Source organism: Pantoea sp. CFCC18179, assembly GCF_059412405.1.
Genome location: NZ_JBNBPM010000015.1, coordinates 26084 through 45462, shown reverse-complemented (window position 1 = coordinate 45462; position 19379 = coordinate 26084). Strand labels below are relative to the sequence as shown.

The 19379-nt window shown below is 50.0% G+C and carries 15 protein-coding genes; 10 read left to right on the top strand and 5 right to left on the bottom strand.

Annotated features, from left to right (window positions below):
• The first annotated feature begins 97 nt into the window (after positions 1 to 97).
• Positions 98 to 406, top strand: coding sequence for a YdgH/BhsA/McbA family protein (locus ACPUC7_RS20895; protein ID WP_494924348.1), 309 nt, complete (start codon positions 98 to 100; stop codon positions 404 to 406).
• Between the two features lie 35 nt (positions 407 to 441).
• Here ACPUC7_RS20895 and ACPUC7_RS20890 read toward each other — a convergent pair whose 3' ends face one another.
• Complete coding sequence (locus tag ACPUC7_RS20890) at positions 442 to 1509, bottom strand: acyltransferase family protein (protein WP_494924347.1); 1068 nt, start codon at positions 1507 to 1509, stop codon at positions 442 to 444.
• A gap of 250 nt (positions 1510 to 1759) precedes the next feature.
• Positions 1760 to 2788: a LacI family DNA-binding transcriptional regulator gene (locus tag ACPUC7_RS20885; protein WP_494924346.1), complete on the bottom strand. Its 1029-nt coding sequence runs from the start codon at positions 2786 to 2788 to the stop codon at positions 1760 to 1762.
• A 251-nt stretch (positions 2789 to 3039) separates the two neighbouring features.
• Here ACPUC7_RS20885 and ascF point away from each other — a divergent pair, with 251 nt between their 5' ends.
• On the top strand, positions 3040 to 4479 hold the full coding sequence (gene ascF, locus ACPUC7_RS20880; RefSeq protein WP_494924345.1) for a PTS cellobiose/arbutin/salicin transporter subunit IIBC: 1440 nt from the start codon (positions 3040 to 3042) through the stop codon (positions 4477 to 4479).
• 11 nt (positions 4480 to 4490) lie between these two features.
• Positions 4491 to 5915 carry a 6-phospho-beta-glucosidase gene (locus ACPUC7_RS20875; RefSeq protein WP_494924344.1) on the top strand — a complete coding sequence of 475 codons (1425 nt, stop codon included), beginning with the start codon at positions 4491 to 4493 and terminating at the stop codon, positions 5913 to 5915.
• Between the two features lie 64 nt (positions 5916 to 5979).
• Here the strand turns inward: ACPUC7_RS20875 and ACPUC7_RS20870 are convergent, their stop codons facing one another.
• A complete protein-coding gene (locus ACPUC7_RS20870; RefSeq protein WP_494924343.1) occupies positions 5980 to 8079 on the bottom strand; it encodes an FUSC family protein in 2100 nt (699 codons plus the stop codon).
• 523 nt (positions 8080 to 8602) lie between these two features.
• Between ACPUC7_RS20870 and yfiR the strand changes: the two genes are divergently transcribed.
• Genes yfiR through yfiB form a run of 3 tightly spaced genes read left to right on the top strand, consistent with a single transcriptional unit; the run spans position 8603 to position 10849 of the window.
• The gene (gene yfiR, locus ACPUC7_RS20865) at positions 8603 to 9163 is read left to right on the top strand and encodes a regulatory sequestration protein YfiR (protein WP_494924342.1); all 561 of its coding nucleotides are present in this window, start codon (positions 8603 to 8605) and stop codon (positions 9161 to 9163) included.
• Position 9164: 1 nt separating this feature from the next.
• The gene (gene dgcN, locus ACPUC7_RS20860) at positions 9165 to 10379 is read left to right on the top strand and encodes a diguanylate cyclase DgcN/YfiN (RefSeq protein WP_494924341.1); all 1215 of its coding nucleotides are present in this window, start codon (positions 9165 to 9167) and stop codon (positions 10377 to 10379) included.
• Positions 10376 to 10849 (top strand): outer membrane lipoprotein YfiB, encoded by a 474-nt coding sequence (gene yfiB / locus ACPUC7_RS20855; protein ID WP_494924340.1) that lies wholly within the window; start codon positions 10376 to 10378, stop codon positions 10847 to 10849. The genes dgcN and yfiB overlap by 4 nt, the downstream gene beginning before the upstream one ends.
• On the opposite strand, the gene uvsE is transcribed toward yfiB, so the two are convergent.
• Positions 10836 to 11810 (bottom strand): UV DNA damage repair endonuclease UvsE, encoded by a 975-nt coding sequence (uvsE, locus tag ACPUC7_RS20850; protein WP_494924339.1) that lies wholly within the window; start codon positions 11808 to 11810, stop codon positions 10836 to 10838. The genes yfiB and uvsE overlap by 14 nt on opposite strands.
• 207 nt (positions 11811 to 12017) lie before the next feature.
• On the opposite strand from uvsE, the gene ACPUC7_RS20845 reads away from it, so the two are divergent.
• On the top strand, positions 12018 to 14294 hold the full coding sequence (locus ACPUC7_RS20845) for a glycosyltransferase (RefSeq protein WP_494924338.1): 2277 nt from the start codon (positions 12018 to 12020) through the stop codon (positions 14292 to 14294).
• An 18-nt stretch (positions 14295 to 14312) separates the two neighbouring features.
• Positions 14313 to 14951: a methyltransferase domain-containing protein gene (locus ACPUC7_RS20840; protein ID WP_494924337.1), complete on the top strand. Its 639-nt coding sequence runs from the start codon at positions 14313 to 14315 to the stop codon at positions 14949 to 14951.
• Between the two features lie 59 nt (positions 14952 to 15010).
• Here the strand turns inward: ACPUC7_RS20840 and ACPUC7_RS20835 are convergent, their stop codons facing one another.
• Positions 15011 to 17041, bottom strand: coding sequence for a choline transporter (locus ACPUC7_RS20835; protein ID WP_494924336.1), 2031 nt, complete (start codon positions 17039 to 17041; stop codon positions 15011 to 15013).
• A gap of 232 nt (positions 17042 to 17273) precedes the next feature.
• Here ACPUC7_RS20835 and betI point away from each other — a divergent pair, with 232 nt between their 5' ends.
• Both betI and betB read left to right on the top strand, forming a co-directional pair.
• The gene (betI, locus tag ACPUC7_RS20830) at positions 17274 to 17867 is read left to right on the top strand and encodes a transcriptional regulator BetI (RefSeq protein ID WP_494924335.1); all 594 of its coding nucleotides are present in this window, start codon (positions 17274 to 17276) and stop codon (positions 17865 to 17867) included.
• A gap of 13 nt (positions 17868 to 17880) precedes the next feature.
• Positions 17881 to 19353 carry a betaine-aldehyde dehydrogenase gene (gene betB / locus ACPUC7_RS20825; RefSeq protein ID WP_494924334.1) on the top strand — a complete coding sequence of 491 codons (1473 nt, stop codon included), beginning with the start codon at positions 17881 to 17883 and terminating at the stop codon, positions 19351 to 19353.
• Positions 19354 to 19379 lie beyond the last annotated feature (26 nt).

The following is a 19379-nucleotide window of genomic DNA, read 5'->3' as shown; positions in this document are numbered from 1 at the left end:
AAACGTAAAGAATCGCCAGGCATATTGATTAGATGGGTAGTTACAATGGTAAAACTAGCGGGCAAGCCTGAATCTCAGGCATCACTGGAGAATTAAAATGAAAAAGTTAAACCTCGCCGCAACATTATTTATTAGCAGCTTTCTATTTCCGGTTATCTCACAAGCAGAAGATAATCTGCCGGTTGAGATTTCGTATAAAGAAGTCAAAAGCGGAAATTGGACACGCATTGGTGCAATTTCGTTTACTCAAAAACAACGGACATCAGCTGAGTTATTAGAGGATGTGAGAATCGAGGCAAAAAGAAGAGGCGCGACGGGCTATTATGTGTCGCGTTTACAGCTGATGAATAACAGTTCGTGGAGTGTTAATGCCGCGATTTTCATCCCCGCGATGGAAGCGATGTAGAACTCATGAGTAGGCGGCCAGTTGGCCGCCATTATTTATGCGCCGCTGCCGGCTTCAGGTGTCGGCAGGCGTTTACCTTTCAACATATTACGCAATGCCGGCTCGGCAAATTTAGTGATCAAATAGGCAATGTAATACAGCACGCTAGCGACCACGATTGGCATCAGCAGCATGACAAACTCACTCTTGATATGCACATTGAGTTTAATCAGCGTAGCGATCATCAAGTTTTCATGAATCAGATAGAAGGCATAACTGGCGAAGCCAATCGCGGTGAGGAAGCGCACCGAGAGAATGCGTTCAATCTGTTTCGAATAGAAACTGGCGATAAAGAACAGCATGACGATTAACAACGGAATAATAGTCATCACACCATTATTTTTGACGAAATAGCTGAAATTAATCAGCATGGCGAGAACCACCAGCGCGTAATGGAACAGTTTATCGCGGTTGTGCATGCGCTCATACACCAAACATCCCACCATAAACCACGCGTAATGAATAAAGCCGAATTTAGAAACAACATCAATCAATAAAGGATGTCCCATCGACTTTAATACCGAAGAAGCCGACAGCAACAACATCGGTACCAATAAGGCCGGTAAGCAATATTTTCTTCCCAGAGTAAAATAGACCGCACCGATAATCAGATAAAATACCGCTTCTACATACAACGACCAGAATGAACCGGCCATAGATTTGAAATCAATCCCGGTTATCTGATGTAACGTTTCAGGATTAGTAAAGATTAAACCGGGCAACAGATTTCTGACATAAGGTGTCATTTCGTCCCATTCGGGAAAAAATCCGCCGACCGCAAACAGCAGCAAACTGGCAATGAGCATAGCCGGAAACAAACGCAACCAGCGTTTCTTAAGGAAGCTGATATAGCTATCTGATTTGTCTAATGTCATAAAGATGACAAAGCCCGAAATCATGAAAAACAGTTCCACGCCGAGCCAGCCATAATTAAAAATCGGAATATGTTGCGTGGCTGCGACATACGGTAGTAATTCCGGCCATCGCGCATAGGCATGATAACCAATCACCATGAGAATCGCTAAACCGCGCATTCCATCAAGATGCGTAATACGTGCGTGCATAATTCCCTCAGGAAATATCACCGGATAAGTTAAGCCAAACTAGCATTGACAGAGTTTTACAATCAATCAGGCTAATTCTGATTAGCGCAAATAAATTAAGAGATTTTTTAGAAAGTTAAAGCCATTAATTATTATAGAAATGTGAGGTTTTATTAACCATGGCTGTGGCTGGATTGATCACTCCATAAAAATATTCTGATTATTCAAATATAATTCAGGGTGGCATTATCGGTCACCCTAAATGGCGACCCTACTTTGGATTGGCTTTGTGGTGTGGGCCTTGGCCCAGGGATTCACGCACCATTAATTCGCCGGCGAAGGTTTTGTCATTGCGCATTTCTCCGCCATCAAGCATCGAAATCAGACGTTCAATGGTTTCCTGAATCATCGCCGTCACCGGCATTTTCACGCTCGATAACGCCGGAATGGTAAACGGCGCCAGCGGAATATCATCGAAACCGATCACCGCCACTTGCGTCGGCACGTTGATGTTGTGTGCAGCCAACGCTTTAAGCGCACCGACCGCCATATCATCATTGCTGGCGACCAGCGCCGTGAATTTCACACCCTGCGCTAACAGCGTTTCTACCGCCGCCACGCCGTTTTGCGGTTGCCATTTCCCTTCGACGATCAACGCATCATTAATCGCGATGTCATGCCCTGCCAATGCCGCTTTATACCCGGCTAAACGCTCGCGTCCGGTGGGCGAATCCAGCGATCCGGTGATAAAGGCGATGTCGCGATGGCCGAGTGCAATCAATTGTTCGACCGCTTCGCTGCTGCTGCGTTGCTGATCGGCGTAGATGCAATAGCTGTGATGCTGACGCAGGCGGCGATTGATCACTAAAATCGGATGTTTGTGCTGCGCAATAATCGCGTCCATTTCATCGGTGGTGAGAAAACGCGGATAGATGATCACGCCATCACAACGCAGGTCGAGCAGAAACTGAATCGCGGCACGCTCTTCTTCCGCGCTGTGTTTGCCATCCACCAGCAACAGTTGACGTCCCTGCTGTTCCATTAAACGCGCAGAGTGCTGCATCAGCTCGGAGAAATAACTGCCGGTATACAAGGTGTTGGTGATCACCAGTCCAATGGTTTGGCTGGATTTGGTCGCCAGATTTCGTGCCAGTAAATTAGGCCGAAAATCCGTCGCCGCAATGGCTTGATAGACTTTTTCGCGTTTTTCCTGGCTGACATAACCATTGCCCGACAGCACCCGAGAAACCGTTGCTTTGGATACGCCTGCTACTTTTGCCACCTCAAGTATGGTCGCCATGTTCCACTCTTTTTCCGCGCTGATTGCATCAGTGTACCTAAGCATCGAATTATGCGGCAATTTTTCTCACTTCATCTATTCATTTACGCCCACATCATGACGATCAACTTCACAGTTTTAAATATCCATTTTTAAATTTCTTGCCTGACTGAAAGCTGATCTTCATGATTTTGTGAAACCGGTTTCTCATGTGCAAAATTCAACCATAAATCAGCTGTACCTCTACTCAAAAAAACAGAGACCAAAAATCCATGGCTAAAAATTATGCGGAAGTCTCACGCGCCATCGTGGCGGCGCTTGGCGGCTTGAACAATATCGAAGCGGTTACGCATTGCATGACGCGCCTGCGTTTCGTGCTGAAAGACAGCGCGCAGATTGATAACGCTACGCTAAAAGTCATTCCCGGCGTGATGGGCGTGGTGCACACCGATACGCAGTGTCAGGTGATCATCGGCAACAACGTGAATCTCGCCTATCAGGAAGTGCTGAAACTGGGTACGCCGAGCAGCGAGGGTGCCGCGCCAGTGAAACGCAAAATTACCCTGCGCAGCATCGGGGCTGGCATTCTTGATGCGCTGGTTGGCACCATGTCGCCGCTGATCCCGGCGATCATCGGCGGATCGATGGTCAAGCTGTTGGCAATGGTGCTGGAAATGAGCGGCGTGCTGGCAAAAGGCTCATCAACGCTGGTGATCCTCAATGTGATTGGCGACGGCGCCTTCTTCTTCCTGCCCGTTATGGTGGCGGCTTCCGCGGCACTGAAATTCAAAACCAACATGTCGCTGGCCATCGCCATTGCCGGCGTGCTGGTGCATCCCAATTTTGTTGATTTGATGGCTAAAGCGGCACAAGGCCAGGCGGTTGAATTCGCCTACATCCCGGTTACCGCCGTGAAATACACCTACACGGTGATCCCGGCGTTAGTGATGACCTGGATTTTGTCGCACATCGAATATTGGGTGGATCGCATTACGCCGGCGGTGACGAAAAACTTCCTGAAACCGATGCTGATTGTGCTAATCGCTGCGCCGATTGCCATCGTGTTAATCGGTCCGATTGGTATCTGGATCGGTAGCGGAATTTCCGCGTTGGTTTACACCATTCACGGTTATTTGGGCTGGTTATCGGTAGCGATTATGGGCGCACTGTGGCCGCTGCTGGTGATCACTGGCATGCATCGCGTGTTCACACCGACCATTATTCAAACCATCGCCGAAACCGGCAAAGAAGGCATGGTGATGCCGTCAGAAATTGGCGCCAATCTGTCGCTCGGCGGTTCATCGCTGGCGGTGGCGCTGAGAACCAAAAACCCTGAACTGCGCCAAACCGCGCTGGCTGCCGCCGCATCCGCCATTGTCGCGGGCATTTCTGAGCCTGCGCTGTATGGCGTGGCGGTGCGTCTGAAACGCCCGCTGATCGCCAGCCTGATCAGCGGCTTTATCTGTGGCGCAGTTGCCGGGATTGGCGGATTAGCCAGCCATTCCATGGCTTCACCCGGCCTGTTTACCAGCGTGCAATTTTTCGATCCCAGTAATCCAATGAGCATTGTCTGGGTCGGCGGCGTGATGGTGCTTTCGGTGGTGCTCTCTTTCATTCTCACGTTAGTGCTGGGCTTTGAAGACATTCCGGTTACCGAACCTGCTAAAGCTAAGCCCGCAGCGGATGCCGCACAGCCCGTTAACGTTAATTAATCGAGGTTTTTATGTTTCCAGAGGGATTTTTGTGGGGCGGCGCGTTAGCCGCCAATCAGTCAGAGGGGAGCTATCTGGCGGGCGGAAAAGGGTTAACCACGGTGGACATGATTCCCCACGGCGAGCACCGTATGCCAGTAAAATTGGGGTTGGAGAAGCGCTTCACGCTGCACAACGATGAATACTATCCCAGCCACAATGCCATCGATTTTTATAACCGCTACAAAGATGATATCGCGCTGATGGCGGAAATGGGCTTTACGGTGTTCCGCACCTCGATTGCCTGGAGCCGCATCTATCCCAACGGCGATGAATTAGCGCCCAACGCAGAAGGCATTGCCTTTTATCGCAGCGTGTTTGAAGAGTGCCAAAAATACGGCATCACGCCGCTGGTAACGCTGTGCCACTTCGATGTACCGATGCATCTGGTGACCGAATACGGTTCGTGGCGCAATCGCAAGATGATCGAATTTTTCAGCCGTTACGCGCGCACCTGCTTCGAAGAATTCAATGGTCTGGTGAAGTATTGGCTGACCTTTAACGAGATCAACATTCTGCTGCACAGCCCGTTTTCCGGCGCGGGTTTGGTGTTTGAGCCAGGCGAAAATCCTGAGCAGGTCAAGTATCAAGCGGCGCATCATGAGTTGGTGGCGAGCGCGCTGGTGACCAAAATCGCTCATGAGATTAACCCGGAGAACCAAGTGGGTTGCATGCTGGCGGGTGGCAATTTCTATCCGTGGTCGTGCAAACCGGAAGATGTTTGGGCGGCGCTGGAGAAAGATCGCGAAAACCTGTTCTTTATCGATGTGCAGGCGCGCGGTGCGTATCCATCGTATGCGGCGCGCGTGTTCCGTGAGAAAGGCGTGGAAATTGAAATGCAGCCGGAAGATGCTGAAACGTTGCGTCACACGGTGGACTTTGTCTCCTTCAGCTATTACGCCTCGCGCTGTGCTTCGGCGGATATGAATGAGCAAAACAGCAGCGCCGCCAACGTGGTGAAATCGCTGCCGAATCCGCATGTAAAACGCAGTGATTGGGGCTGGGGCATCGATCCGCTCGGTCTGCGCATCACTATGAACATGATGTACGACCGCTATCAGAAACCGCTGTTCCTGGTGGAGAACGGCTTAGGCGCCCACGATGAGCTTACTGATGCTGGCGAGATCAATGACGATTACCGTATTAGCTATTTGCAGGAGCATATCCAGGCGATGGGCGACGCGATTGACGATGGCATTCCGCTGATTGGTTATACCACGTGGGGCTGCATTGACCTGGTTGCCGCATCAACCGGGGAAATGAGCAAACGCTACGGTTTTGTTTATGTTGATCGTGACGATAAGGGCAACGGCAGCCTTGAGCGCATCCGTAAGAAATCGTTCTGGTGGTACAAAAAAGTGATTGCCAGTAATGGGCGTGATTTGGAATTTAATTAAGCGTGGTTCAATGGTCACCATAAATGGCGACCTTACAACGGATTGGTGCGCATTCTTGCGCATCTTACGGATTCTGTAATCGATAACGCTGACGCTGCATGATTTCCATTTGGCGCGGCGTGGCGACCGGCCAGGATTGCTGCGGGAACAGATACAATCGAATGCTGAATAGGTGGAACAGTGGCGTCAGCACCCTTTCATCCCGCTTCGCCACGCGCTCCAGCATCAACAGCAGCAAATCCAGCTCTTCCTGCAAATCCGCATGCGGTGGCGTTTGCAGCGATTTCAAGCGGCGCTTGAGAAACAGCGCCAGCTCATGAAACATCTGCCCGCTATCCAATTGATAATGCTGCAACAAATCCTTGTGGCGCGCGTAATAGTCAAAACTGTTTACGCCCAACCACACTTCCGCCAATAGCATGCCCGCGCTGCGCATATCTGGCTGCGGATCGAGGCGCAAACGCGGCAACACCACGTTGACTTTATCCAGCATCAAACCGATAAAACGTTGCCGGCCCAGCAATGAAGAGCCGTTACGTTCTGTCTCTTTGATAAAGCGCAACAGTTCACGCAAACCCTGACGTACCGCACGGCGCGCGGTCCACGATGGCCGTTTATTACGCATGATCGCGGTCACCGCCACTGCGAATATCACGCCAACCATCGAGGCAATGGCATTGTTGATCAGCAACACCAAGTCCGGCTTCAAATGGTGGCCAAGGCCGATAAACCCGGGAATTTGAATTGCCACGCTCAGGCCGATCATGTTGGTGGTGGGACGCGCAATCATCAGCCCAAGGATGATTAATCCCGGCGCGAGGCAGATCAGTAACGCTTCGAACGACGTTGCCTGCGGCAGTAGTAATGCGACATAAACAATACTGATCAGAATCGCCACGATCACGCCGCGTACAAACAGCTTCATGGACGTTAACGGCGTATCCTGGCTAGCCAGCAGAGAGCAGAGAATCGCCGCCATCACCGGTGCAGAAGCACCATCGCGCCAGCCGGAAGCCATCCATAACAGGCATGAACCAAACGTGGCGCAAAACGCGGTGAGCGCGGAGAGTCGAATCAAGCCTTTATCGAAGAAACGGTGCGTACGTTTGCCGCGTGCTAATGTGGTGTCGCCCGATAAATCGCTGACCAAGCTACCCACGCTCTGATAAGCCCCGGCAATGCGCACAAAATCGGCCAATCGCTCCAGTAGTCCGGTGAACAATAACCAGTTCTCCGTTGGCATTTCGCCCTGCTGCCAAATCGTATTGAGTTCACGCTGGCAATCAATCAGGGTTTGCTGAATGCCGCTGGTTTCCCCTACTGTTTCGCCATCGTGTAGCCATTGCAAAAACTGCTGAAACGTCTGTGCGACATTTTCTGGAAACGCAATTTGTAGCGCGGACAAACGTTGTAAACGCAGTTCGATTGCCGTCAGCGTCGGGATCAGATAGGAAAGATGTTGATACTGCACGCTGACCAGACGAATTAAACGCCGCGCGGCATCACCTTCATAGACGCAATGCGTGATCAGCACTTCTACCTGCTGCGGATTGGTCGCCATGCGAATCAGGATATCGTCACGTTCTGGCGAGGTATCGCTGGGAATGCCAGAAAGCAGGTCGCTACACAATTTGCGCGCGTTGAGATACCAAACGCTGACGCTCTGCTCCAGCAAACTACGCATCGAAACCGGAAATAACAGCGCATGTACCAAGCTGCTGCACACAATCCCCAAGGTGATCTCTTCAATGCGCGACAACACGGTGCTGGTAATCGACAGTGGCGTGGCGACCTCCGGAAATCCCATGATCGCCGCGCTGTAACCGGCCAGCATGAAGACATAACTTTTGGGCGTGCGATCGTGCAGAGACAAATAGAGGCAAACGCTGACCCACAGCGAAACGCAGAAACAGAATAGCAGCGGATGTTGCACCGTAGGCGGAAAGATAAAGAAGATGAACACGCCACCGAGCAAGGTACCAAGCAGGCGAAACACCGATTTGGAAATCGTTGATGCTGAATAAAGCTGCGACGCCAGCAGCACAGTGGTCACCGCCCAAGCTGGTTTGTCCAGGTTGAGTTCCAGTGCGAGATAAAGTGCCAGAAAAGCGGCCAGACAGGTTTTTACAGCAAAAAAAACGGCGTTTTTTGAAAACCACTGCATGACGCAAAGACCAGGAGAAGCGGAATGCTGCGTATCCTGCCAGAAAGTGAAAAAGCCTCACCTCGATAAATATGACAAATTGTTTCGCAATCAAAAATCACGTTTTAAAACCGCAATCTCCATGCGGTTAAATCTTTAACGTTGCTTATGGGATTGAGTTGCGCAGAAGGGTTTTTGCCATGATTCTGTACATTCATCGCGCTTTAACGGTCTTTCTCGCGGATCAGAGTTCAGGGCAATAAATGTGTGCTGGATCACACTTTGCTGCAAACCTAAGCTTTTAGCGGGTTTTCCATAAAATAATTTCGCGCAAAGAAATGACGATGGATGCGCGTGATCAATTTTGTTCCAAATGCGTCAATGCAGGTCACCATAAATGGCGCCCCTACGGAGTAGTGCGCAGTTTGTAAGGTCGCCATTTAAGGTGACCTGCGGATACAGTCGGTACATTTTTAAACGCGTCAATGGTACTATTCGCACGCTCAATCCGGCGCGAACCAGGCGAAACTCTCGGGAACGCAGTATGTTATATACACAACACTATTATCGGGAAAAGGATTCACTGCTTTCCCTTATTCATGCCTGCAAAGTTTTCTTTAATGCCCTTTTGCTACTGTTGTTTATTTCTCATCCGGCTGTTGCCGCCAATAAAGACGACAAAGCCAATCGCATTGTCAGCGGCATTATTAGTTTTTCCCATTGGCCGGGATTAACCGGCGCGCCACAACTGTGCGTATTTTCTTCTGCGCAGCATCTCTCTTTAGCGCAAGACAATTTGCCTGCGGCCACCTCGTTTAGCGTGGTTTACCTTGCTAACGCCAATGAACTCGCCACGCAACGGTGTGATGCGGTTTATTTCGGCGATCAATCGCCTGGTGAACAGGTTGAACTGGTCAAGCAATTCAAGAGCAAAGCGGTGTTGACGCTGGCTGAAAACAATGCGGAATGCACCGTTGGCGCCGCCTTCTGTTTGATCTTCAAACCCGATCACACACTGTTTTCCGTCAATCTTGATTCGCTGGCCCGCAGCGGCGTGAAGGTCAGTCCTGACGTATTGTTGCTGTCGCGCAATGGAAGCAAATAAGATGAAAGTTGAAAATTTAAACAACGATAAATCATCGTTCCGCAATAAATTGCGCCAAATAAGCACCATCAATTCAGCGGTGATTTTGCTACTGTGCTGGCTGTTATTGTCATCCACTTCCCTGCTGTTTATTAAAAGCTACGAGAAAAGAAATCTCGAACTGATCGCCTCCACTTTAAGTACCACCTTGACCGCCGCCACGGTATTTGAAGACAGTTATGATGCGCATAATAAAATTGCCCGGCTCGGCAATGAAGGTATGTTCGATTCGGCGAAATTAGTCACCGACGACCAAACGGTATTAGTGGATTGGCACGATCAGCAGGAACAAAACGGTTGGTATTCGCAATTATTGCGTGAGTGGATTTACGTTAAGCCGCTGAGCGTCAATATCAATCACTCAGAAGCGATTGTCGGAACGCTGACGCTCGAAGGCACCATTACCGGCGCTGCAGATTTTATTCGCTATTCGTTGATGATCCTGACCAGCGGCATGCTGTGCGTGTTAATTATCTCATTCTTGCTCAGCGAGTTTTTACATCGCGGCATTCTGGCATCATTGCGTAATATCACCAGTACCATTCACTACGTGATTCATTCCGGCGACTTCTCATTACGCATCCCGGAAAGTCCGACGCGCGAGTTTCAGTTGTTCTCCGACGATCTTAACTCGCTGTTGGCTGAGATGCAGACCTTGCAGGCTTCGATGCTGCGCGATAATCGCACGCTGGCCGCTAAAGCACTGGAAGATCCGCTGACCGGTCTCGCTAACCGCGCGGCTTTTGTCGCCCGATTAACGCAATTGCTCGACCAACAACTGGCAAAAGAGCGCTTTGTATTGCTGTTTCTCGATGGCGATCGCTTCAAAAGCATCAATGACAATTGGGGCCACGCTGCGGGGGATGAAGTGCTCAAAGCGATTGGTTCGCGCCTCTCTGCTCTGGCCTATAAGCGCGATTTAGTGGCACGCCTCGGTGGTGATGAGTTTGCCATGTTGATGACCAGCCGCCCGAGCGATGCGCAATTACAGCTGCTGATGCAGGACATTCATGAAGCCATCAGCGAGAAGATTGTGATTGCCGAAGGCACGCCAATCAGCACGTCGGTGACCATCGGCTATGCGTGGTCGCAGCACGGCGACACCGTGGAGTCGATTCTGGAACGCGCCGATATGAATATGTACAAAAACAAGGGAATAACCAAGGTACGCGTATGAAAATTAAAACTTTCTTACTGGTGGGTGTACTGGCTTTGGTCGGATGTCAGGCAAAAGGCCGTTTCAGCGACGAGCAAATTTCCGCGATGCGTAACGCCGGATTCAGCCAAAATAGTGAAGGCTGGGGATTGGGCTTATCAGACAAGATTCTGTTTGGCGTTAACGAATCGGAACTGACTGCGGCCAGTAAAAGTAACATCTCAACGATGGCGAAAAACCTCGCCGCCACCGGCATTAATCATGTACGCATTGATGGTCATACCGATAATTACGGCAAAGCGGATTACAACCAGCAGCTTTCGTTGAAACGCGCCAATGCCGTCGCAGAACAGTGGGCGATTGGCGCTGAAGTGCCGCGCAGCAACATTATTACGCGCGGTTTAGGTATGAGCGCGCCGGTTGCCAGCAATAATAGCAATCAGGGCCGCGCGCAAAATCGTCGCGTGGCGATAGTCATCACTTCGCCGTGATCACCCCGCGCTCGACCGCGTATTGATACAAGCGGTCGCGCGCTAGATTCTTCATTTTGACTTCGCACATAATGTCGAAAGCAGTAAACGATAGCGCCCAATCATTTAACGTCTGATTGAAGTAATAATCAGAATGGGCGCGCAATTTCGACTTTGATACTGCTAAGTCTTGCTGATCAGGAAAACCGTGATCGGGAATAATCCCTTCCTGCGCTATCGAATAGTGCAACACCGGCTGCACGCCGCGCCAGGATTCCATAATCAGCGCAATGCGTGCATCGTCCGCCTGAATATATTGATTCTCTTTCACCCAATGATGGTGAATATCCAGCACCACCGGGCAAAGTTCGCGCGCCTGCAATACATCATCCAGCGAGCAAGATATTTCATCATTTTCCACTGTCAGCATATTGCGTGCTTCCGGCGATAAACGGTGAAACGCGGCGCGAAATCCCTCAATGCCCTTCTTACCGTTCATATGAATATTGATTTTAAAATCCTGGAACTGGCGACCATAACCCATTAATACCGCGCAGGTTGCATGATATTCCACATCCTCAATCGCACGATCAACCACGCCTTCATTATCTGACGCCAGCACCGTGTATTGACCGGGATGAAATGACAGGCGGATATTGTTGGCGCGTGCCAGTGCGCCGCATTGTTTCAGCAACGGCTTGAGATCGCGTAGCAATTCACCATACAACTGCGTAGCGTCCGGCACGGTATATAAAGGCAGCAAATCGCTGCCGATGCGCATCATGCGTAACGCTTCGGGTTGCTTCGCCAGTTGTTGCAGAGTGAGAAACAGATTTTGCAGATTGTTGTGCGCTAACTGATGTAGCAAAGTCGCGCGCGCATCGTTATCGAGGCCAAGAAAACGCGTGCGCGTGGTGGTTTTAAACGGATACGGCTGTTTCGCCTGTGAATCAAAATACTTGCACGCAAAGCCTAATTTCATGACATCCCCCGGTTTAATCAGCTTGATAGTCTAGCTGTGATTCAGAGATGTGCATGATGGCGCAGAGAAATCAGCCGATTTGCTCATCACGAAAACCACTCATTTAAGAATCGGCTTAGTTGTGTCGGATTAAAGCAGTGCCTGACATGCGCTTTGCATTCGCGATCATTTGAGGCCTTCGTAAAAACAATAATCTGGCACTGATAAATGAGCTCACAAAACACTATCGCGGCTGACATGTCGTTTGAGTCGCAACTCGACATCATTAAAGCATCTGCAAAACAACGTTCACCTATAACGCTCACGGGTGCAAATCCAGACAAGTTTGCCCAAATTTCATGGTGCATGCTGCAGCAAGGCTATCAATGTGTTGGGCAAACCGATCAGCCGGTTACGCATCAATTTGTCGCTATGGAAGAAGGCAAACAGCGCATTCTGGTTCAGGCAACCCACGACAATTTTCATTTCATGCAGCCAGTTATGCGTCTGATGCGCGCGCAAGGGCATCATGTCACGGAGTTAAGCCAACTGAATCTTACTCCGGATTCACTACTTTCCGCGCTGCGGCACTGCGATACCGCATGGTTTGAATGGGGCGACTCAGCGATTATTACCGCCAGTAAGTTGCCGAAATATTGCCGCATTGTCTGTCGTATCCATCGTTATGAACTCTACAATGATCATTTTTTGCAGGTGAACTGGGAGAACATCGACGAAGTTATTTTGGTTAGCCAGGCGATGAAACAACGCTTCATTTCTCAGTTAGGATCAAATTTACCCGCTCATCTTAAAGTAACGGTGCTGGCTAACCTTTCAGACCATCAACCTCTTGAGCAAAAAGCAAAAAAAAGAAACCCTTTTCATCTGGCTTGCGTGGCGCGTTTTGCAGCGCAAAAAAACTTAATTTTACTGATGCCAATCATGCAGACGCTGGTAAAAAAAGATTCCCGCTACAAACTGTTTATTGCCGGCAGAGTCGAAGACCAATGTCTGTATGACAGTTTTTGCCAGCTAATTGATATTTATGGTTTAAAGCGCAACGTTGTTATTTGTGGCAATCTCCCCGCTTCAGACATGCCGAACTGGTACGCCGATAAGTCCTTTATTATTTCCGCCAGTTACAACGAATCTCAGGGCATGGGCATTTTTGAAGCCATGCTGGCGGGTTTAAAACCGGTTGCATTCCATGCGCATGGTGGCTTAAGCGAATATTTACCTGCGCAATATCTCTTTACCGCAATCGAGGAGGCAATTGATCGAATCCTCGACGGCAACGTATCACCTGAAACCTACATCGAGGAAGCACAGGCGCTATTAAATCAACAGGCATTAGTTGAGCAATATCCGGCGATATGGCAGCCTGCTAAAAAGTCAGCATCGCTGATTTCTATTTTAATTCCGTGCTACAACCGAGAGCGTTATCTGCTTACGGCGGTGAGTTCGGCGTTGAGTCAGCGCGACGCTAATTTCGAAGTTATCGTAGTTGATGATGGTTCTTGTGATAACAGCGTCGATTCGCTCGCGCATATTAGTGACTCCCGGCTGCATATTATTCGTAAACTCCATTCGAATGCACCCGATACGCGTAATCGCTGTATAGCAGAAGCGCGCGGCGAATATTTAGTATGGCTGGACAGTGATGACATTCTGCACAGTAACGCCCTTTCTCACTACCGAACACTGATCCAACATTGGCCTCAGCTTGATGTAATTTCTTGCGGATTGGAGTCGTTGGATGGCGAGAAAAAATATTACTCGCTTTATAATCATCCACCGCAAAATTGGTTAACCCAACTGCCTCACGGAAACTTTATATCCAATCCGGGCTGTTGCGTACGACGTTCAATTTATGGTCAGGTTGGCGGATATGATGTGGCTTATCCACGCGCGCATGATTACGAGTTTTGGTCGCGCGCGGTAGGAAATAGCAAAATCGCCTTCACTGCGCAATGCAATATCATGTATCGACTGCATGAAGGAAATTTAACCGGACTTGGCAAGCTTTCTGACACCACTTATGAATGGCGTATATTCGAAAGCATACTCAAACGTTATCGCTATGAGTCATTATTCCCAGGCATTAAGCGCAAAGAGATTGACGATTTTGTGGCACAGCGACGTGCCGCACTTTATGCGAAAACCGATCTTGATGGCATTACCGTAGTAATCAATGCCATTGGTGCTTCTGTTGAGAATTTAATTAAGCAAGCGCAATGGCTAAGAATGCAGGATGACAAGCGTTTCAACATCATCGTTGTGTCTGATAAAAAGCTGCCCTTCGCCAGCCTTCCGGTGCTGATTATGGATTCTCTCAATCCTGAAAACGTTAGAGATTACGTGCGTAATAAATCAGCGAATATTTATCATCGTTTCTTTGTGCTCACTAATGCCGTACTCCACGATACTGCGTCAATCGCTGCACTTAAAACCGCCATTCTCAACAATATAAACCTGCCGGATGCATTTCATCCGTTAGCTATTTAATATTTTGAGTAAATTATAATGAAAAGTGAAACACTATCCTTTGAACACTCCGCACAATATTGGGATGATCGCTATCGTCTACAAGGCAACTCTGGCGCGGGTTCATACGGATGTTTAGCTGACTTTAAAGCCGAAGTGATTAATGATTTTGTCGCAGATGAAAATATTCAATCGGTGATGGAATTTGGCTGTGGTGACGGTAATCAATTGTCACTTGCTCGCTATCCGCGCTACACTGGCTTCGATATTTCGCAACATGCTTTGCAGCGCTGTAAGAAAATGTATGCCAGCGATCCAACCAAAGATTTTTACCCTGTAGAACAGTGGAATGGTCAACAAGCCGAATTGGTACTGTCACTTGATGTGCTTTACCATTTAATCGAAGATGCCGTGTTTGAAAAATATATGGAAACATTATTCAATGCAGCCAGTCGATTTGTGATTATCTACGCCTCCAATGATGAAAAACTAAACCAGTTATTGGGCAGCCATGTAAAACATGTTCGTCATCGTAAGTTCACTCAATGGGTGATCCAAAACATGGCCTACAGATGGGATTTTCATAAACTGATCCCGAATAAATACCCATTTAATGCTCATGACCAAAACAACACATCGTTTGCCAATTTCTATATTTTCCGTCGTAACGAAAAATAATATTTTGTCGTGCGATAGCGGCGCGAATATTCGCACCGCTATTTTTACGTGAATAGCGTTTACACGCTCGGGAACGTCATATTGCTGCCCGGCGCTTCACGATGCAGATGGATAAAGTTCAGGTGGCGTTCGTACTGATCGAGAATATCGATAATCACCTGCTCTTTGTTGTAATCCATCAAATCATTGCCCTGGCTGCCTTCCAGCAAGAAAGTTTCCAGACGGTAATAAGTTGATTTCCCGCTGCGTGCACGATAGGTAAAGCCCGGCACCGAATATTGTTGCGGCCAGATTTGATAAACGAAATCCTGCTCTTCACCCAGCAACACGCGTAAATCAAGATGGCCCAGCGGCTGCCCCGCTTCTGGTTCAACACGCTCCAGCGACACGCGGCCACCGCGCAGTTCCAACTCCTTGGCAACGTCTTGCATCGCCGGGAACAATACCTCTTCCATCATTTTTTGCGTGTAGCGCGTGCCCGGATAGTTCATTAGGCGCGACAGGCGTTTCTTCCAGCTCAAACGATCGTTGCTGGCTGGAATGTACGGTGCCGTATCGCGACTGGCGCTGGCGCGACGATGATCTTCCACCTTCAGCGATTTATACAATCCGGCCATGACAAAGAAGATCACAAAGCTAAACGGCAAGCCCATGATCACCGTGGCGTTCTGCAAGGCAGAAATACCGTTGGTCATCAGCATGCCCATGGTCAGCACACCAATCGCCACCGACCAGAAAATGCGCAGCCAGTTGGGCGCATCACTGTTGATGTCTTTCAGCTTCGAGGTGAAGTTACCCAGCACCAGTGAGCCTGAATCCGCCGATGTCACGTAGAACAACATGCCGGTGATGGTGGCAACTGACGCACTGAACTTGAAGGCGGGATATTGCGCCAGCAAGCTATAGAAACCACGTTCAGCATGCGCCATCACTTCCTGGGCAAAACCGGCATCGCCGTGAATGATTTCATACAGCGCTGCATTACCAAATACCGAAAGCCATAACAGTGTGAAGGTGAACGGGATGATTAGCGTACCCAGCACGAATTCACGAATGGTACGGCCGCGCGAAATACGCGCCAGGAACAAGCCAACAAACGGCGACCACGCCACCCACCACGCCCAGAAGAACAGCGTCCAGCTATTCATCCACTCTTTCGGCTGATCAAACGCAAAGGTGTTGAGCGTCATGCCCATAAAGCGATTGACGTAATCACCGACGTTGAGCACCAGCGCGTTCAACAGAAAGTCGGTTTTACCCATGAACAACACAAACAGAATCAAGCCCAATGCCAGCGCGACGTTGAGTTCGGACAGGATGCGAATACCTTTATCCACGCCGGATGTGACTGAAATGGTGGCGATGATCACCGACAGCACAATTAACGCGGCCTGGGCGGTAAAACCTTCCGGAATATCGAACAGCACGTTCAGCCCGTAATTGAGCTGCACCACACCAATGCCCAAGGTGGTGGCGATACCAAAGATGGTGCCGATCACCGCGGCGATATCCACGGTGTGTCCAATCGGACCATTGATGCGTTTGCCAAAAATCGGATACAGCGCAGAGCGGATGGTAAGTGGCAAGTTGTAGCGGTAGCTAAAGTAGCCTAGTGCGATGCCCATCAACGCATACATCGACCAGCCGGTAACGCCGTAGTGGAACAAGGTCCATACCATCGCCTGACGCGCGGCCTCCATGGTTTGTCCGGCCCCTTCCGGCGGCTGCATATATTGCGTCACCGGTTCGGCAACCGAGAAGAACATCAGATCGATACCAATACCGGCAGCAAACAACATCGCCGACCAACTAAGTAGACTGAATTCTGGTTTGGATTGTTCGGGTCCAAGTTTGATCGCCCCATAACGGGAACACGCCATATAGATGACAAATACGATGTACAGCGTGGCAGCGAGCATGTAGTACCAGCCAAACGTCGACGTCACCCAATTAACGGTGGTTTGGATCCAGCTGGCAGCCAGTTCGCTGTAAAAAATAGTGACAAGTGAAAATGTCAGAATCAGTCCGGCTGAGGTGTAAAACACCACAGGATTGATTCTGTCTTTTTCACTGGCAGGTGGATTAATCATCGGTTACCTCTGGTTAATTTCCTGTAATACAAGCCATTCAAGCGTGAGTTGGTCACCATAAATGGCGACCCTACAAGGGTCAGTGCAGGTTTTTCTCCGGCTAAGTTCAGTTAACCGCTCCGTTTTTTTAACAATCGAAGCACAGCATCCTAACAAATTTCTTTTTTATATTGAACGTGCAATCAAAAAAAGTTTAAATAGTGTCCTTACATTGCGGTGGAGCGAGAGCGTTATGCCAAAGGTGGGAATGCAGCCGATACGTCGTCGGCAACTAATTGATGCGACCCTGAGTACCATTAACGAAGTCGGAATCAACGACGCCACGATTGCACAGATTGCGCGGCGTGCGGGCGTTTCGACCGGCATCATCAGCCACTACTTCAAAGACAAGAACGGTTTGCTGGAAGCCACCATGCGCGACGTCACTCGGCAATTGCGCGATGCCGTTGCGGCAAGATTAAAGCCGTTGGCCGGTGCCAGCACCGAAGCGCGTTTAGTGGCGATTGTCGAAGGTAACTTCGATGACACGCAGGTGCACAGCGCAGCGATGAAAGCCTGGCTGGATTTTTGGGCCAGCAGCATGCATCAGCCACAATTGGGCCGCTTAGAACGCGTCAGCAGCCGTCGCTTGTTTTCCACGCTTGCCGCCGAATTTCATCGCGAATTGCCGCGTGAGAAAGCGCGTTTAGCCGCGCATGGCCTGGCTTCATTGATCGACGGATTGTGGTTGCGTGCCGCATTAAGCGGTCAACCGTTTGATTTGTCGATTGCCAGAACGCTCACCACCCAATTCATTCGTCAGCAGTTGGCTGACCAGAATCACTGAAGAAGGAGAAATCATGTCCCTATTCCCGGAACAACATCTCTACATTGATGGCGCATTGGTGCCTGCTGCGTCAGGCAAAACTTTCCAGACCATCAATCCAGCCAATGGTGAAGTGCTGGCTGAAGTCCACCAAGCCGAACAAGCCGACGTCGATCGCGCGGTGGCTGCGGCACAAAAAGGCCAGAAGATCTGGGCGGCAATGACCGCAATGGAACGTTCGCGCATCTTGCGTCGTGCGGTGGATATTCTGCGCGAGCGCAATGATGAACTCGCGGCGCTGGAGACTCTTGATACCGGTAAACCGCTGAGTGAAACGCAATACGTGGATATCGTGACCGGTGCCGATGTGCTGGAGTATTACGCCGGTTTGATCCCGACGCTGGAAGGCCAGCAAATCCCATTGCGAGAAACGGCATTCGTTTACACCCGCCGCGAACCACTTGGCGTGGTTGCTGGGATTGGTGCGTGGAACTACCCGATTCAGATCGCGTTATGGAAATCTGCACCTGCATTGGCTGCGGGTAACGCGATGATTTTCAAACCGAGCGAAGTCACGCCGCTCACCGCGCTGAAACTGGCTGAGATCTACACCGAAGCGGGCGTGCCCAACGGCGTGTTCAACGTGCTAAATGGACGCGGCGCGGTGACCGGGCAGCTGCTGACCGATCATCCGGGCATCGATAAAGTCTCCTTCACCGGCGGCGTCGCCAGCGGCAAAAAAGTGATGGCCAACGCCGCCGGTTCGACCTTGAAAGACGTCACCATGGAACTGGGCGGTAAATCTCCGCTGATCATCTTCGATGACGCCGATCTCGATCTCGCTGCCGATATCGCCATGATGGCGAACTTCTACAGTTCTGGCCAAGTGTGCACCAACGGCACACGCGTGTTTGTGCCTGCGGCATTGCAATCCGCGTTTGAAGCAAAAATCATCGAGCGCGTGGCGCGCATCAAAGCCGGTGACCTGAACGATCCCGACACCAATTTCGGTCCGCTGGTGAGCTTCGCCCATCGCGATAATGTGATGCGTTATATCGAATCCGGCATCAATGAAGGCGCGCGTCTGCTGTGTGGCGGCAAACGTCTGAGCGGCGCGGGCTTTGATCACGGCGCGTGGATTGCTCCAACTGTATTCAGCGATTGCCGCGATGAGATGACCATTGTGCGCGAAGAGATCTTCGGGCCGGTGATGTCGATTCTGACTTACACCAGTGAAGAAGAAGTGGTACGCCGCGCCAACGCCACCGAATTTGGTTTGGCGGCTGGCGTAGTAACACAAGATCTCAATCGCGCGCACCGTGTGATTCACCAGATTGAAGCGGGTATTTGCTGGATCAACACCTGGGGCGAGTCGGATGCCGCCATGCCAGTTGGTGGCTATAAGCACTCCGGCATCGGTCGCGAAAACGGCCTGATGACGCTGCAAAACTACACCCAAGTGAAATCTGTGCAGGTCGAAATGACCCGTTTTCAGTCGGTATTTTAATTTTTTTGATTTTTAACCTGAGGAAC

What these genes read in the sequence shown, in the direction of transcription:
- ACPUC7_RS20895 (WP_494924348.1), top strand. Translation starts at nt 98, where the DNA reads ATGAAAAAGTTAAACCTCGCCGCAACATTATTTATTAGCAGCTTTCTA.
- ACPUC7_RS20845 (WP_494924338.1), top strand. Translation starts at nt 12,018, where the DNA reads ATGAGCTCACAAAACACTATCGCGGCTGACATGTCGTTTGAGTCGCAA.
- ACPUC7_RS20835 (WP_494924336.1), bottom strand. Translation starts at nt 17,041, where the DNA reads ATGATTAATCCACCTGCCAGTGAAAAAGACAGAATCAATCCTGTGGTG.
- betB (WP_494924334.1), top strand. Translation starts at nt 17,881, where the DNA reads ATGTCCCTATTCCCGGAACAACATCTCTACATTGATGGCGCATTGGTG.
- yfiR (WP_494924342.1), top strand. Translation starts at nt 8,603, where the DNA reads ATGTTATATACACAACACTATTATCGGGAAAAGGATTCACTGCTTTCC.
- yfiB (WP_494924340.1), top strand. Translation starts at nt 10,376, where the DNA reads ATGAAAATTAAAACTTTCTTACTGGTGGGTGTACTGGCTTTGGTCGGA.
- uvsE (WP_494924339.1), bottom strand. Translation starts at nt 11,810, where the DNA reads ATGAAATTAGGCTTTGCGTGCAAGTATTTTGATTCACAGGCGAAACAG.
- ACPUC7_RS20840 (WP_494924337.1), top strand. Translation starts at nt 14,313, where the DNA reads ATGAAAAGTGAAACACTATCCTTTGAACACTCCGCACAATATTGGGAT.
- ACPUC7_RS20885 (WP_494924346.1), bottom strand. Translation starts at nt 2,788, where the DNA reads ATGGCGACCATACTTGAGGTGGCAAAAGTAGCAGGCGTATCCAAAGCA.
- ACPUC7_RS20890 (WP_494924347.1), bottom strand. Translation starts at nt 1,509, where the DNA reads ATGCACGCACGTATTACGCATCTTGATGGAATGCGCGGTTTAGCGATT.
- ascF (WP_494924345.1), top strand. Translation starts at nt 3,040, where the DNA reads ATGGCTAAAAATTATGCGGAAGTCTCACGCGCCATCGTGGCGGCGCTT.
- ACPUC7_RS20870 (WP_494924343.1), bottom strand. Translation starts at nt 8,079, where the DNA reads ATGCAGTGGTTTTCAAAAAACGCCGTTTTTTTTGCTGTAAAAACCTGT.
- betI (WP_494924335.1), top strand. Translation starts at nt 17,274, where the DNA reads ATGCCAAAGGTGGGAATGCAGCCGATACGTCGTCGGCAACTAATTGAT.
- ACPUC7_RS20875 (WP_494924344.1), top strand. Translation starts at nt 4,491, where the DNA reads ATGTTTCCAGAGGGATTTTTGTGGGGCGGCGCGTTAGCCGCCAATCAG.
- dgcN (WP_494924341.1), top strand. Translation starts at nt 9,165, where the DNA reads ATGAAAGTTGAAAATTTAAACAACGATAAATCATCGTTCCGCAATAAA.